Origin of the sequence: Mesorhizobium sp. M0968 (assembly GCF_040319065.1) — a bacterium.
In the GTDB taxonomy this organism is placed as follows: domain Bacteria; phylum Pseudomonadota; class Alphaproteobacteria; order Rhizobiales; family Rhizobiaceae; genus Mesorhizobium.
The window spans coordinates 157627-171800 of sequence record NZ_JAMYNL010000002.1 but is presented as its reverse complement, the minus strand read 5'-3'; the positions used below and the strand labels follow the sequence as shown (position 1 = coordinate 171800).

The following is a 14174-nucleotide window of genomic DNA, read 5'->3' as shown; positions in this document are numbered from 1 at the left end:
GCCTCATGCGGTAATACCGAAAAAGACCCTGAGCCGCTTCGGAAAAGGCCAGGCTGGCGTCGAGCAACGAACTTGCGAGCATGGCGATGAAAGACGGCGAGGTTTTCGGAACGACGCAGGCGGGCGAGGAAGTCCGCCGTTTCACCATTCGTGGCGGCGGCCTCACCGCCAACATCATCGGCCTGGGTGCGATCATCCAGGATCTGCACCTGGCCGGGCACGAGGCGCCATTGGTGCTCGGCTATGATCGTTTCGAGCACTATGAGACGGATACCGCCTTCTTCGGCACTGTCGTCGGGCGCTATGCCAACCGTATCCGCGACGGCCGCTTCACGCTTGCCGGCAAACGCTACCAGACCGAGCGCAATTTCCTCGAAAAGCACACGCTGCATGGCGGTTCGCAAGGTTTTTCGCGCCGTGCCTGGGCGGTTTCGCTGCATGGCAGGGATTTTGTAACGCTGACCCTACACGACCCCGACGGCATGATGGGCTTTCCCGGCGCGCTCGACGTGACCTGCACCTACCGGCTGAAGATCCCCGGCACGCTCAGCGTCGAACTGACCGCCACCTGCGAGGAGCCGACGCTCTGCAACCTCACCCAGCATTCCTATTTCAACCTGGATGACGGCGGCGCCGGCGACATTCTCGATCACCGGCTGATGCTGAATGCCGGCGCCTATCTGCCGGTCGACGCGGATCTCATTCCGACAGGCACGGTAAAGCCGGTCGACGGCACGCCTTTCGACTTTCGCCAGGCGCGGCCGCTGCGCATGGAGACCGAGGGCGAACAGCTCCCCTATGACCAGAATTTCTGCCTCGCCTCAACGCGCGGGCCGCTGAAGCAGGCGTCGTGGGCGCAAGGCGCGAATTCCGGCGTCGAGATGGAGCTCTGGACGACCGAGCCGGGCGTCCAGCTCTATACCGGCCAGTATCTGGCGCCGTCCTCGCCTGGACTGGGCGGACGCCAGTACAAGGCGTTTTCGGGCTTTTGCCTGGAGCCGCAAATCTGGCCGGATGCGCCGAACCGGCCGTATTTCCCGCAAGCCACGCTGTGGCCCGGGCATATCTACCATCACGTGACCGAATACCGGTTCAGGCTGCCTTAGGGCGGGACCCCCCGGAAACCGGCATGGTTTTGCTGCGCTGACCTCCGGTTCGGAAAGGGTCATGCAAAATTCAAAGTGTTATAGCGTCCTTTGCGCGTCCAATGACGCGCGGCGCACTGGAGTCAAAACGCAATCACTCTGAACGACCGACTTCGAACTCTCTTGGACCTTTGACGCCGAGAGCCCTGACGACGCAAGTTGACCCTTATCCGACATTCGGGCTCTCATGCAGCAAAGTACACAGACCTGAAAAGCTGTCTTTCAGGGGCGGCGGCAATGGCATCAACCTGCGACCTGCTGTAAGCTTGGAAAGCGGGTAACAATCCGCGAAGGATTGGGGGATGGAACGTCATCTCGCAGCCGTCCTGATTGCCGATGTCGTCGGCTATGGCCGCTTGAGCCAGATCGACGACGAGGGTACGCGTGCGCTTTTCCGAACCGACCTGAACGAAGTATTCAAGCCAAGGATCGCTGCGCACCATGGTCGACTGGTGAAAACCATGGGAGATGGGATGTTGGTCGAGTTCCACAGTGTGGTCGACGCCCTACGCTGCGCGGTCGAAATCCAGCAACAGAAGGCGGAGGTGAACGTTTTCACGCAGCCAGAACGGCGGCTTGATTTCCGCATCGGCATCAATCTGGGCGATGTTATCGTTGAGGGTGACGACATCCACGGTGACGCGGTGAACATCGCCGATCGGCTGCAAGGGCTGGCGGAACCTGGAGGAATCGCGATTTCCGCCACCGCCTGCGACCATGTGAGGGGAAAGGTGCCGATCGGCTTTGCCTCACTCGGCGTGCAGAAAATGAAAAGTATCGCCGAACCGGTTCGCGTGTACCGTGTCTTGATCGACCCCGCTACTGCGGGCAAGATCCTCGGTGCCAAACCACGCCTTTCTTCCGGCGACGACAGTAAGCCGCCGGTAATTGCGGTTTTGCCGTTCGAAAACCTAAGCGCCGACGACGGCTGGACGCGGCTGGCAGACGGCCTGTCGGCCGACATGATCGGCGACCTAGCGCGCTATCCCGACCTTGCGGTCATTTCGCGCCAGACCATGCAGTCCTATCGGGGACGGGCGAGCGACACACGCTCGGTTGGACGGGAACTGAACGCCGATTACCTGCTGGAAGGCACCCTCCAGGCGATCGGACAGCGTGTCCGCGTCGCGGTGCAGCTGGTCGACACCCGGACCGGAGCCAACCTTTGGTCGGCGCGGTTCGACGAGTCGACCGATGATTTTTTTCTCATGCAGGACAGCATCACACAGAACGTTATCAACGCCCTGGCAGGCACTTTCGGCAAGCTCGCCAATCTCGGGCGTGAGGTGGCTCGGCGGAAGCCTCCCTCGAGCCTGGGTGCTTACGACTGCTATCTACTCGGGGTGGAACTGCACGACAGATTCACGACCGATGCGAGGGCAGAAGCCATACGCATGCTGTCCCGCGCCGTGGAACTCGACCCCGGCTTCGCGCGGGCCTGGATGACGTTGGGATTGGCACATGCGGTCGATGCCTTCAATGCCTTCACGCCAGATTCAGCCGCTTCGGTCGAGCGCTGGCGAGAATGCGTGGAAAAGGCTCTGGCGCTCGACCCTACCGATCCGATGACGCGCCTTTACATGGGCGCTCTCCGCGCCATTGACGGCGATATCAGCGGGGCCGCAGAGGAATACGACCGGGCGCTGGCCCTGGCACCCAATGACGCCGATGTGCTGTCGATGCTCGCCTCAAGCCGAGCTCTCGTGTGTGGAAATCCGGAAGAAGGCTGTGCTCTCGCCGAACGGGCGCTTCGCCTCAATCCGCAGGCTCCGAGTTGGTACTACGCGCAGCTCGCCCGGGCGCGGTTCGTCGCCGGTCGCTATGCCGACAGTCTGTCGTCGCTGTGCCAAAGTCCGCCGGATATTCCCGTCACTCTGATGTTCCGTGCCCTGTGCCACGCGCTGCTCGAAGAGTCGGCGCAGGCGCAGTCGATCGCCAGGCGGATTGCCGTCGAGTTTCCAAGGTTCACCGTCGAGAACTTCATCCGAACCTATCCCGTCACCAATCCTCTGGCCCTCGCTGCGATTAAGGAAGGGGCTCGTCGCGCAGGCATAGCGTAGAGCCGAAAACGGTGCCTAGCTGAGGAGGGGGACGCGCTTCCTGGATATGCCACTTGGTAAGCCGGGCCTCGCTTCCGGCACAGGCTGAAGGTCTGCTTCGTAGCGCTAACTGGGCGCTGGCGTGACCCCTGCTAAGCTTCCGCTCATGGCGCTCTGTGCTCATTCCCGCCGACTAATTCAAACGGCAAGTTCCGCCCATCTGGGCCATTAGCGGCAGCCAGTCTGATTGAGTTTTGACCCTAATCCTCAAACGCCGCCCTCAACGTTTCGAACGTCGCAAACACGCCCAATGCAGCGCCCTCGGGATTGTTGGTCGGTGGCAGAGCTTCAGCTATCCGGCGCACCAAGGTCGTCTCAGAACCGGCTGGAGCGTTCTTTCGGCTGAGGCGACTTCAAGCCGTGACAGGAGCATTCCGGATCAGCGGGAAGTCGCGCGGCGGTCTCCAGCGCGACCCGCGAGGCTGTCATGGAGAGACTGGGCAGCACGTCCTCCTGCAGCAATTTCTGGCGATTGCGATCCATGTAGTCGTTGAAGCCCGCCGTCACGAACGCGCAAGGCACGAAACACGCGCCGATCTCGCGCGACAAGGTCGCCTCAGGGGCGATGGAATGGTTGAGTACATCCGCCCCCATGCCCCGATACGCTAAGGCTTCGGCAGGCGTTGTCAGCCGCGGCCCATAACAATGGGCAGCCACCAACTGCTGTTCGATGCCATAAACGCGGCATTCGGCTGGCCAATGACGGCGGGCCGTTTCGACCAGAACCGCCGCACATCTTGGACACACGATTTGCTTGCCCGAACAGTCAAAGCTCTGGCGGTCAGGAAGCAGTGAAAACGGGGTCTGCGTCAGTTCGATGATATCGGCAGTCACCACCATGTCGCCCGGCTGGATCGCCTTGTTGACGGCGCCTACGGTCGAGCAGGCGAGAACTTGCCGTACACCCGCCCGCATCAATACCCAGAACGCGCGGCGATGGCAGGAATGGTCGATACGGTCGCGGGGATTGCCGTGCGAATACATGCACAGCGCGCGTTTTGCTCTCCCTTCGGCTGTGATCGACGCATCGAACTCGAGCAGCTTCCAGTTGTCGGTGCGACCGAAAGGTGTTTCAAAACTCATGTCGCGCCGCAAGGTGCGCACACCATCGAATTCGATATCTTCCGGGAAGGCAAGCCCCCAGTTTGCCGATCCGGTGATGATGGCCAACCCTACCTGAGGGATGTCCGTCGAATGATCCGTCAGATCGTCGGCCGCGTGGTGATTGGTGGGCATGTTTCCAGTCTCGGTCAGGATTTTTGGCGAAGGGTCACAATCAGGACCACGGCCACGACGATGACGGTCCACAATGTCGAGATCGCCGCAATGGTCGGATCGATCTGATCGCGCAGCGACAGGAACATAAGCTTCGGCATCGTGCTGTTGCGACCGCTTGCGATGAAGATCGAAATCACAGACTCGTCGAGCGAAGTCAGGAACGCCATCAATGTCGCTGACAGCAAGCTGATCCGAAGTTGCGGAACGATGATTCCGCCAATGGACCTGGCCCAGTTTGCACCGAGGCTGCGCGCCGCCTGAACCTGGTTCCAGTCAAAGCGGGCGAGAGCGGGTAGCAACACAATGCAGGCGACCGGAACGGCCAGCACCACATGCCCGACCAGCACACCGAATAGCGTTCCGATCAGATGTTGTGCGGCCAACACAAAGAAGAGACCGATCGCAAGCAGGATACCGGGGGTGATCGAGGGGGTCAGCAGGACGCTCTGGATGGCCGCAGCGGTTTTTCCGCCCAGCCGATTCATTGAAATGCAGGCGAGCAGCGCGAAAGGCACCGCGATCAACGCCGTCAACGTCCCAAGGACCAAACTCGTTCTCAGCGCGGCCATCCACGTTGCCGAGCCGAAGAAGTTCTCGTACCAGCGCAACGAGTAGGCGTGCGGCGGAAACTCGAGGAGATTCGACGCCGAAAAGGAAAGCGGCACCACCACGAGCGTCGGCAGCATCAGAAATGCCATGACAAGAGCGGCAAAGCTCCAGAGCAAAATGCGGGCGAGCCTGTTTTGCGGATAGGCTTCAAGCATGGGAGGCTTCCACGGTGTTCTGGGCCACCAGACGGCGTGCCGCCAGCAACATCACACCGATCAGCGCCATAAGAACGAGGAGCAGAATGCCCAGGACGCTTGCCGACCCCCAGTCCTGAAAGGTCGATAGTGTACGCTCGATCCGGGTAGAGAGCGGATTTACCTTGCCGCCGCCAAGCACCGCCGGCGTGATGAAAAAACCTATGGCGTAGATGAGGACGATGATCGAACCCGAGAAGATGCCGCCCGCCGAAAGCGGCATAATGACTGTGCGGATGACCTGCCTGAGAGTGGCTCCCATGCTCGCAGCCGCGCGAATGAGATTTGGGTCGATATCGCGCATCGCAGCATAAACAGGCAGCAGAAAAAGTGGCAGCATGTAGTGCACCATGCCGATGAGCGTTCCCGTGAAGTTGTAGACCAGCGGCAATGGCTCCGCCGTCAGGCCTGAACCGGTCAAAGCCGCGTTGATCAGGCCGTCGCGCCGCAAGAGCACGAGCCAACCATAGGTACGCACCAGAATAGAGGTCCACAGCGGCAGCATGACGAACGCCATGAGCACGTTGGCCAACCTTGGTCTGACGCTGGCGAGCGCCAGCGCCAGAGGAGTGCCGAGGAGAATGCAGCCCGCCAGCGTACCCAAGGACAGTTCGAGGGTCGTGACGAGCGCCGACCACGTCAGTCCGCTCGAAAGGACCTTCTGGTAGTTGCCGACGGTGTACTCACCTGCGGTGGTCAGGAAGGATTGCCGGATGATCCAAAGGATGGGCAGTATCGCCGCCAGTCCAACGATGAACAGCGCCGGGAGCGAAAGTGAAAGAAAAAACCGCCGCTCGCGCCGCGCATCCGCCGCGAGCGCCGGGTCCCGGAGGACGATCACGCCATCGCTCCCGGTATCGCGTGAACCTTCGCTGCCGGTGCATATGCGGTCATCCGCTGACCGGCGGCAAGCTCGGCGCAGCCGCCGGCCAGCGCTGCCGGAATGCAGACAAGAACCTCTTGCCCGCCGTCAAGCGCCAGCGTCAAAAGCCAGTTCTCGCCGCGGAACGCTTTGGCGCGCAGTATTCCTTCGAGAGCCACTCCGTCTCCCCCGACGAGCTTCGCATCAAGATGGAAGCTTTCGGCGCGGATCATCAGGGTTTCGCGTGATGCTTCGGCGCCGTCGATTCTGCGCGCTGAGCCCGGGGCCACAATGTTGGCCTCGCCCATGAACTCCGCGACGAAGCGGGTCGATGGACGATCATAAATCCGCTGCGGCGTATCTATCTGCTGGATGCGGCCAGAATTCATCACCGCAATCCTGTCAGACATAATCAGCGCTTCGCGCTGGTCGTGGGTTACATAGATCGTGGTGATCCGTAGATGATCATGCAGACGCCGGATCTCATACTGCATGGTCTCGCGCAGGTTCTTGTCGAGCGCCGACAGCGGCTCGTCCATCAACATCACGCGCGGTTCGAAGACGATAGCCCGCGCCAATGCCACCCGTTGACGTTGGCCGCCGGATAGTGCGGCAATATTGCGCTCCGCCAGACCATCCAGCTTCACGCGGGCCAAGGTATCAAGCGCCCGCTGACGCGCCTCCGCTCTCGGTACCTTGCGCAGCACCAGCGGATACGCGACGTTCGCCAGGACATTCATGTGGGGAAACAAGGCGTAATTCTGGAATACTATGCCGATGTCTCGTTTGTTGGGCGGCAGGCGGGTGATGTCTCGATCGCCCAAGAAAAGTTTACCGGAATCCGGCCGGACAAAACCAGCCAGAGCCATGAGTAACGTGGTCTTGCCCGATCCCGATGGCCCTAGCAGCGTGAGGAATTCGCCAGCCTGAATGTCGAGCGAAACATCATCCAGTGCGACGTAGGACCCATAAGCCTTGTGCACGCTTTCGACGGTGATCGCGAGCGACTTCATCATGTGCTCCAGCCTTAAAGCGCGTCGCGTTCGACTGGCTTCACGCGACGCGCTTTAGGTTTCTTGTTTTCATGCATGTCGTTGTCGCGCTGCACATTTTTGCGCGACATGCGTCAGAGCTGAGAGTCAGCGAGCCATCATTTCATCGAAGGCTCTTTGGGCAGCCTCGCCATTCTTGACCCACCATTCTGAATTGGAAAACACCGAAGTGCCAGCATTTTCAGGCGCGGTCGCAAGGGTCTTCAGACGGTCCTCGGGAATAAGGCCACCCTCATATGCCGCAGGATTGACTGGGCCGTAGGCAATGAAATCGGTCAGCTTGGCAACCCGCGCGGGCTGCGTCATCGCTGCGATGAGCTTCATCGCGGCTTCCTTGTTCGGCGCTCCCTTCGGCACCCCAAGACAGTCCGTGCCGATGACCGAACCCTTGAACGTGTAGTCAGCCGCGCCGCCATCTGCTTTCACGGTTTGGGCGCGTCCGTTCCAGGTAATGACCAAATCCGCCTCACCGTCTTTCAGCAACTGCGCGGACTGGGCGCCCGAGGTCCACCACACGGCGACATCTGGTTTGATCGCTTCAAGCCGCTTGATGGCGCGCTCTAGCCCTTCCGGGGTGCTGAGCACGGAATAGACGTCCGCCGGTGCCACGCCATCGGAGAGCAGCGCGATCTCGATCGAGTCTTGCGCATTGGCGCGCAACGCGCGACGGCCAGAAAATTTGGCAACATCCCAGAATTCCGCCCACGTCTTCGGCGGGTTCTCGCCATAGGTCTTGGTGTTCCACGACATGACGGTGCCATAGGAGTCAAACGGATAGCAGTAGTCGGACTTTGCACCCTCCGGCACGGATTTCGGATCGATGATCTTGTAGTCGAGTGGCTCCAGCAGCGATTGTGCGGCCGCCTGGGCACCTTCCGGTGAGCCCAGGTGAATGACGTCGGTCGTGACCGCACCCGAGGTGACCTGCATCTTCAAGGCGGCCAGGCCGTCGCTTAGGGTCTCCTCGCGGACGTCATAGCCAAGCTCTTTTGCAGCCGGGCCCCACATGGCCTCCTTCATGGCGTTACCATAATCGCCACCTGCGGTCGTGATGGTGACCGTCTGCGCATGAACGGGCAGGGCAGCCGAGATTGCGAATGCTGTTAAGGAAATGCGTAGCCAGGACATAGGTTCTCCTCCCCAACTTTATCAAACATCGCTCAAAAGAGCCATTATTTTGTAATCGTAACGTTACGATTGCATCTCAATGCACTGGAGTCAAGCTGCTTCCTACGGGAGTTTCGATTGACCGGGATGTCGAATTCGGTAACGTTATGGCGGTCAGCAAATCAGCCGGCGCTTTCGCAAATGAAGTCGGGCGAACAATGGCCAATCTAAAGCAGATCGCCGCGGAACTTTCCCTCTCGGTGACCACGGTTTCCCGCGCTCTGAAAGATGGACCGGAAGTGCAGCCCTCGACCATAGCCCGCGTCAAGGAGGCGGCTAAGCGGGTCGGCTATTTACCAAATCATCATGGTCGCGCGCTCAAAACCGGTCGAACGCAGACGCTGACGGCAGTACTCCCGATGGAAACACGAGACCATCTGTCCGATCTGTTGAAGCTTCCTTTAATCGAAGGCATGACGCTGGCGGCGCGGCAAGCCGGTTATAGTCTGTCCATCTATTCCACCACTCCCGACGACGATCCCGTTGAGAGTGTGCAGCGGCAGCTTCAGGCGCACAGCGCAGACGGCCTGGTCATCACGCGCCTGGTGTCGGCTGATCCGCGCGTCGAGCTGCTGCTGGATAAACGCATGCCGTTCGTTGCGTTTGGAAGAACCGACCTGGATATCGCGTATCCTTATGTCGATGTCGACAATGAACAGATTGCCTACGAGGCGACCCGGCGGCTCATGGATAAGGGCTGTCGACGCATTGCGCTGCAACTTCTCGTTCCGGAGGACCAGGCGAGTGCCACGCGTCTTTCCGGGTATGGAAGGGCAATGGCCGAGGCTGGTATTCCGATCGACCAGTCGTTGATCGGTCATGGCATGTTCACCATGGAATCGAGCGCAGGCTGGTTCGATCGCTTGCTGGCGTCATCAGATCCGCCAACGGGCTTGGCGTGCGCCAACGAACTGGGCCTTCTGGGAGCGTTGCACGCTCTCGGCAAGTGGGGTCTCACACCAGGCCGCGACGTCCACATCGTCACCCGTGACAGCACGCGGCTGGCACGCTTCCTGCCGGCAAAGATCGGAGTTCATTCCGTGGATATGGCGGGTGTTGGACGCAAACTTATCGAAGTCCTGGAGAGCCGGATCATCAATCCGCTCGGGCCGGTGGAGACAGTCTTGGTGCAAGGCAGATTCGAGCCGGCCGAATAATCCGGGCTGCCCTCAGGAGGCCGCCTCGTCTTGAACCGGCCGGATCAGCGCCTTTGCGGCAGCTGCTCCCGCCGCTAGGATACGATCCGATAATTCCGTTCCTTCCACGGCGCGCGCGAGTTGAAGCGCGCCGATGAGCGTTGCAAACATGCCCAACGCAGCGCCCTCGGGATCGTTCGTCTGCGGCAGAGCTTCAGCTATCTGGCGCACCAGGGATTGAGCGCGCTCGGCATAGAGGGCTCGCGTTTCAGGCGGCTGCCGCGCGATTTCCGGCAACAACGCGGCCGAAGCGCAACCCTTTCCAGGATTGTCCCGGTGCTCGGCCGATAGATACGTCTCTATGGCCATTTCCGGACCGCCGGCGGCCAATGCTTCCTGCACTTCATGCGACTGCGCGTCCAAGGCCGCCGCCACGCTTTCACGGACGAGCTCCGCCTTCGACTGGAAGTGCGGATAGAAGGCGCCGTTCGTCAGCCCGGCGTCGCTCATGATGGTTGCCAGCCCGGACGCCGCGATGCCGTCAGATCGAAAACGTTCGGCGGCGACCTCCATGATCCGGCTGCGTGACGCGTCTTTTCGGCCCTTTTCGTAGCGCATGGTCTTTCTTTCCTGTCCTGCTATTGCATTATGCTCATAATCTGATATTACGATCATAAGTCAATTCGTGGAAATAAGCTAGACCTCTCGAACCTGGAACATCAAAATGAATGGGAATTCTGAAAAGACCGCAATCGTGACCGGGGCCTCCTCGGGCATCGGCCGCGCCAGCGCCGAGGCCTTGGCGCGGGCGGGTTTCACTGTCTTCGGGACAAGTCGCCGCAAGACCAGTAATGGTCCGGGCGGAGTGACCATGCTGGCATGCGACGTGACCGATGATGCGGCCGTCAATGCGCTCGTTGCCAACGTGCTCGCGCAGACCGGCCGGATCGACCTCCTGGTCAACAATGCCGGTGTCGGTCTGCTAGGAGGCGCCGAGGAATCCTCGGTCGCACAGGTACAAGCCCTGTTCGACGTCAATCTGTTCGGCGTCATGCGGATGACCAATGCGGTGTTGCCGTCGATGCGGCGGCGCGGCGAAGGGCGCATCATCAATATCGGCTCGATTCTGGGACTGGTACCCGCGCCATACTCAGCTCATTACTCGGCGGTCAAGCACGCGCTCGAAGGCTATTCGGAATCGCTCGACCACGAGGTGCGCGCCTTCAACGTCCGCGTTTCCGTCATCGAGCCGGCATTCGTCCGCACCGTCTTCGACCAGAACGGCATCGAGCCGGATTCGCTGTTGAAGGAATACGATCGGGCTCGAGCCGGGTTGAAGGCGCTGCTGGGCGATGTGATGCCCAAGGCCGATCGGCCGGAAGTGGTGGCGGATGTGGTTGTGAAGGCAGCGACCGATGCCCGTCCGCGACGGCGCTATACCGCTGGCAAGGCAGCGCGCCAGGTCAGCCTGCTGCGCCGCTTTGCCCCCGCGGGGATTTTCGACAAGAGCCTGCGCAAGCAGTTCCGACTGCCGGTCTGAACAACGGCGAGCCAGAGGATTTCACGCACATGCGACTAGCAACTACGACACATTTGGCCAGGCCCTACGAAACGGAGGCGCCAAGCATGACACATAGATCCAATCGGTTGCCGCGTTCACCGGCATTGTTCCAGGACGTGCCAACGCTCTCGATCGACGTCGGCGGCACAGCCTTTGCTTACAGGGAACTCGGGCCCAGGGCGGGCGTGCCGGTGATCCTGCTCAACCATCTGGCTGCTCAGCTGGACAATTTTGATCCGCGCATCGTCGATGGCCTCGCTGCGACCCGGCGGGTGATTGCCTTTGACAATCGCGGCATCGGTGCTTCGGGTGGCAAAACTCCGTCGACCATTTCCGGCATGGCGCGGGATGCAATCGCCTTTGTCCGGGCGCTGGGGTTCGAAGAAGTCGATCTCTTCGGCTTTTCACTCGGCGGCTTCGTGGCGCAAGAGATTGTGCTGACCGAGCCCAAGCTTGTGCGCAAACTCATCCTGGCTGGCACGGGGCCGGCCGGTGGGCAAGGCATCGACAAGGTGACGCCGCTGACGATCGTGGACATGATCAAGGGCGCGCTGACTTTTCGGGATCCGAAGTACTATCTCTTCTTCACAAGAACGCCGAATGGGCGCCGCGCCGCAAACGCATTTCTGCAACGGCTGAAAGAGCGCCGGAATAACCGGGACAAGGCGATATCGCTGAGCGCGTTCGGCGCGCAACTCAAGGCGATCAAGGCCTACGGACTCCAGGCGCCACAAGACCTGAGCACCATCCGCATTCCCACTTTGGTTGCGAATGGCGACCAGGACAGGATGGTGCCGAGCAGCAATACCTACGATCTCGCCGGGCGTATCCCGGGGGCGCATCTGGTCATCTATCCGGATGCCGGGCATGGCGGGGTATTTCAGAACCACGCCGCTTTTGTCCCGAAGGCGCTGTCCTTCCTCGAGGCTGAGGCCCTGCCGCAGGGCGGCCATGCAGCTGAAAACGTTCGGCTTGTTTCGTCCCGAACAGCAACAGACATTCTTGGAAAGTAACTGCCATGAAGGCATTCGTTGTCGATAAGTATAATAAAAAGGGCGCCCTGCGGCTGGCCGAAATGCCGGAGCCGGAGCTCCAGGACAGCGATGTCTTGGTCGAGGTCCATGCCGCAGGGGTGAACCTGCTCGATTCCAAGGTCAAAACCGGAGAATTCAAGCTCATCCTGCCCTACCGCCGGCCCTTCATCCTGGGCCACGACGTGGCTGGGAAGGTTATCCGCGTAGGATCGCAAGTCAGCAAGTTCAAGGCCGGCGACGAGGTCTATGCGCGGCCGCGCGACGGCCGGATTGGGACATTCGCCGAATTCATTGCCGTGAATGAGGCCGACGTAGCCTTGAAGCCCGAGAATCTCAGTATGGAAGAGGCGGCGTCGATTCCCCTGGTCGGTCTCACCGCCTGGCAGACGCTCATCGAACGGGCAAACCTGAACAAGGGGCAGAAGGTCTTCATTCAGGCTGGTTCCGGCGGCGTCGGGACATTTGCTATTCAGTTGGCCAAGCACCTCGGCGCGACCGTTGCGACAACCGCGAGCGCGGCGAGTGCCGATCTGGTCAAAAGTCTCGGCGCCGATGTCGTCGTCGACTACAGGAAAGACGACTTCGAGAAAGTTCTGTCGGGCTACGATGTCGTCTTGAACAGCCAGGACGCCAAGACACTGGACGAATCCCTGAGCGTGCTGAAACCGGGTGGCAAGCTCATCTCCATCTCCGGTCCACTGGATGCCGAATTTGCCAGGGAAAAGGGACTGAACTTGATGCTGAGGCTGGTGCTGCGCTTCCTGAGTCGCCGAATTCGGGCCAAAGCCAAGCGCCGTGGTGTGCAGTTTTCGTTCCTTTTCATGTGGGCGCAGGGCGATCAGCTGAGCAAAATCACCGCTCTCATCGAAGCCGGCGCGATCCGCCCGGTTGTGGATCGGGTCTTTCCATTCGAAGCGACCAATGACGCCTTGGCCTATGTCGAAACAGGACGCGCCAAGGGCAAGGTCGTCATCAAGGTCAGATAGCAGTTGCCTCGAACGCAGCCTTGAGCGTCTCGAACGGCGCCAGGGCGCCGCGCACCTGCACGACGGCGGCGGCGACGCGATGAGCGCGCAGCACGGCTTCTGCCGGGGCATGGCCGGCAAGGCGGGCGGCGAGGTAGGCGCCGTTGAAGGAGTCGCCGGCGCCGGTGGTGTCGACCGGGGTGGCGACGTGCACCGCCGGAACCGATTGCAAGGTTCCGTTTTGCGCGATCAGCGCCGGTTCCTCACCGTTCTTGACGACGACTTCGCCGGCCAGCTTTCGCAGCCGTTCGGCTGTTTTCTGCGGTGTCGTATCACCAAACAGCATCTGCTCGTCGGGAAAGGTCGGGAGCGCGATGTCGGCGACGGCGAGTGCCTCGAGGATCGCGGCCTGCGCGTCCTCGCGCCGGCGCCACAGCCGCGGCCGGTAATTGGGATCGAAGGCAATCAGCGAGCCGGCCGCGCGCGCCGTGGCCACGGCCGTCAGCAGTACCTTGCGTGGAGCCTCGTCGAGAATTGCCAAAGTTATACCGGAAAAATAGACAAGCGCCTGGTTTTCAAGGCTTTTCTGCAAAGCGGCTGGGTCCGAAGCCAACTGCCTTGCGGCCGCATCGGCCCGCCAATAGGTGAAAGAACGTTCGGCGCCGGTCAGCGTGATCGCATAGAGGCCGGGGCGGGCGCCCGCTATCACCGGGCTGGCGCCGATGCCGATGCCGCTCTCGGCCAGGAACTTGATCTGGTCGCGCGAGAACGGGTCGTCGCCGAAGGCCGACACATAGGTCGCCGGCCGCTCGCCGCTCAAGGCATGCAGCGCCCATAACGTGTTGAACGTGTCGCCGGCAAAGCCCATGCGCCAGTTCGGCCCGGCCTGGCCCGAAAGCTCGAGCATGCACTCGCCGATCGAGGCGATGCCGTTTCCTGCCATGAAGCACTCCTCCATCCTGCAATTGCGGTGCTGTAGCTTTTTGCAGCCGGCAGCGCCATGCTTGGCGACGGCGGATTCTTGCACTGGGCTCGATTTCCCACAGGGGCGTGGGACGCGATCTGCCCAGCG

The 14174-nt window shown here is 61.0% G+C and carries 13 protein-coding genes; 6 read left to right on the top strand and 7 right to left on the bottom strand.

Annotated features, from left to right (window positions below; genetic code table 11):
• The first annotated feature begins 80 nt into the window (after nt 1-80).
• Both NKH67_RS03665 and NKH67_RS03660 read left to right on the top strand, forming a co-directional pair.
• Entirely contained in the window at nt 81-1106 is a 1026-nt protein-coding gene (locus tag NKH67_RS03665; RefSeq protein WP_352500915.1) for an aldose epimerase family protein, read from the top strand.
• A gap of 341 nt (nt 1107-1447) precedes the next feature.
• The gene (locus NKH67_RS03660) at nt 1448-3205 is read left to right on the top strand and encodes an adenylate/guanylate cyclase domain-containing protein (protein WP_352470330.1); all 1758 of its coding nucleotides are present in this window, start codon (nt 1448-1450) and stop codon (nt 3203-3205) included.
• 354 nt (nt 3206-3559) lie between these two features.
• On the opposite strand, the gene NKH67_RS03655 is transcribed toward NKH67_RS03660, so the two are convergent.
• The 5 genes from NKH67_RS03655 to NKH67_RS03635 form a co-directional block, all read right to left on the bottom strand.
• Entirely contained in the window at nt 3560-4480 is a 921-nt protein-coding gene (locus NKH67_RS03655) for a phosphorylase family protein (RefSeq protein WP_352500914.1), read from the bottom strand.
• Between the two features lie 14 nt (nt 4481-4494).
• Entirely contained in the window at nt 4495-5286 is a 792-nt protein-coding gene (locus NKH67_RS03650) for an ABC transporter permease (protein WP_352500913.1), read from the bottom strand.
• Nucleotides 5279-6166 (bottom strand): ABC transporter permease, encoded by an 888-nt coding sequence (locus tag NKH67_RS03645; protein ID WP_352500912.1) that lies wholly within the window; start codon nt 6164-6166, stop codon nt 5279-5281. Before NKH67_RS03645 ends, NKH67_RS03650 begins: the two co-directional genes overlap by 8 nt.
• On the bottom strand, nt 6163-7200 hold the full coding sequence (locus NKH67_RS03640) for an ABC transporter ATP-binding protein (RefSeq protein ID WP_352501102.1): 1038 nt from the start codon (nt 7198-7200) through the stop codon (nt 6163-6165). The genes NKH67_RS03645 and NKH67_RS03640 overlap by 4 nt, the downstream gene beginning before the upstream one ends.
• A gap of 126 nt (nt 7201-7326) precedes the next feature.
• Nucleotides 7327-8367 (bottom strand): ABC transporter substrate-binding protein, encoded by a 1041-nt coding sequence (locus tag NKH67_RS03635; protein ID WP_023676450.1) that lies wholly within the window; start codon nt 8365-8367, stop codon nt 7327-7329.
• Nucleotides 8368-8513: 146 nt separating this feature from the next.
• Between NKH67_RS03635 and NKH67_RS03630 the strand changes: the two genes are divergently transcribed.
• On the top strand, nt 8514-9563 hold the full coding sequence (locus tag NKH67_RS03630; protein WP_352500911.1) for a LacI family DNA-binding transcriptional regulator: 1050 nt from the start codon (nt 8514-8516) through the stop codon (nt 9561-9563).
• A gap of 12 nt (nt 9564-9575) precedes the next feature.
• Here NKH67_RS03630 and NKH67_RS03625 read toward each other — a convergent pair whose 3' ends face one another.
• Nucleotides 9576-10160, bottom strand: coding sequence for a TetR/AcrR family transcriptional regulator (locus NKH67_RS03625; RefSeq protein WP_352500910.1), 585 nt, complete (start codon nt 10158-10160; stop codon nt 9576-9578).
• Between the two features lie 106 nt (nt 10161-10266).
• Between NKH67_RS03625 and NKH67_RS03620 the strand changes: the two genes are divergently transcribed.
• From NKH67_RS03620 to NKH67_RS03610, 3 genes are all read left to right on the top strand, one after another.
• Nucleotides 10267-11082: an oxidoreductase gene (locus NKH67_RS03620; protein ID WP_352500909.1), complete on the top strand. Its 816-nt coding sequence runs from the start codon at nt 10267-10269 to the stop codon at nt 11080-11082.
• An 86-nt stretch (nt 11083-11168) separates the two neighbouring features.
• Nucleotides 11169-12116 carry an alpha/beta fold hydrolase gene (locus NKH67_RS03615; RefSeq protein WP_352500908.1) on the top strand — a complete coding sequence of 316 codons (948 nt, stop codon included), beginning with the start codon at nt 11169-11171 and terminating at the stop codon, nt 12114-12116.
• Nucleotides 12117-12121: 5 nt separating this feature from the next.
• Nucleotides 12122-13123, top strand: coding sequence for an NADP-dependent oxidoreductase (locus NKH67_RS03610; protein ID WP_352500907.1), 1002 nt, complete (start codon nt 12122-12124; stop codon nt 13121-13123).
• Here NKH67_RS03610 and NKH67_RS03605 read toward each other — a convergent pair.
• Nucleotides 13116-14045 carry a sugar kinase gene (locus tag NKH67_RS03605; protein ID WP_352500906.1) on the bottom strand — a complete coding sequence of 310 codons (930 nt, stop codon included), beginning with the start codon at nt 14043-14045 and terminating at the stop codon, nt 13116-13118. The genes NKH67_RS03610 and NKH67_RS03605 overlap by 8 nt on opposite strands.
• Between the last annotated feature and the right edge of the window lie 129 nt (nt 14046-14174).

Bases quoted from the DNA above. Each gene is read 5' to 3' on its own strand.
- NKH67_RS03625 (WP_352500910.1), bottom strand. From the start codon at position 10,160: ATGCGCTACGAAAAGGGCCGAAAAGACGCGTCACGCAGCCGGATCATG.
- NKH67_RS03615 (WP_352500908.1), top strand. From the start codon at position 11,169: ATGACACATAGATCCAATCGGTTGCCGCGTTCACCGGCATTGTTCCAG.
- NKH67_RS03620 (WP_352500909.1), top strand. From the start codon at position 10,267: ATGAATGGGAATTCTGAAAAGACCGCAATCGTGACCGGGGCCTCCTCG.
- NKH67_RS03610 (WP_352500907.1), top strand. From the start codon at position 12,122: ATGAAGGCATTCGTTGTCGATAAGTATAATAAAAAGGGCGCCCTGCGG.
- NKH67_RS03655 (WP_352500914.1), bottom strand. From the start codon at position 4,480: ATGCCCACCAATCACCACGCGGCCGACGATCTGACGGATCATTCGACG.
- NKH67_RS03630 (WP_352500911.1), top strand. From the start codon at position 8,514: ATGGCGGTCAGCAAATCAGCCGGCGCTTTCGCAAATGAAGTCGGGCGA.
- NKH67_RS03665 (WP_352500915.1), top strand. From the start codon at position 81: ATGGCGATGAAAGACGGCGAGGTTTTCGGAACGACGCAGGCGGGCGAG.
- NKH67_RS03605 (WP_352500906.1), bottom strand. From the start codon at position 14,045: ATGGCAGGAAACGGCATCGCCTCGATCGGCGAGTGCATGCTCGAGCTT.
- NKH67_RS03640 (WP_352501102.1), bottom strand. From the start codon at position 7,200: ATGAAGTCGCTCGCGATCACCGTCGAAAGCGTGCACAAGGCTTATGGG.
- NKH67_RS03660 (WP_352470330.1), top strand. From the start codon at position 1,448: ATGGAACGTCATCTCGCAGCCGTCCTGATTGCCGATGTCGTCGGCTAT.
- NKH67_RS03635 (WP_023676450.1), bottom strand. From the start codon at position 8,367: ATGTCCTGGCTACGCATTTCCTTAACAGCATTCGCAATCTCGGCTGCC.
- NKH67_RS03650 (WP_352500913.1), bottom strand. From the start codon at position 5,286: ATGCTTGAAGCCTATCCGCAAAACAGGCTCGCCCGCATTTTGCTCTGG.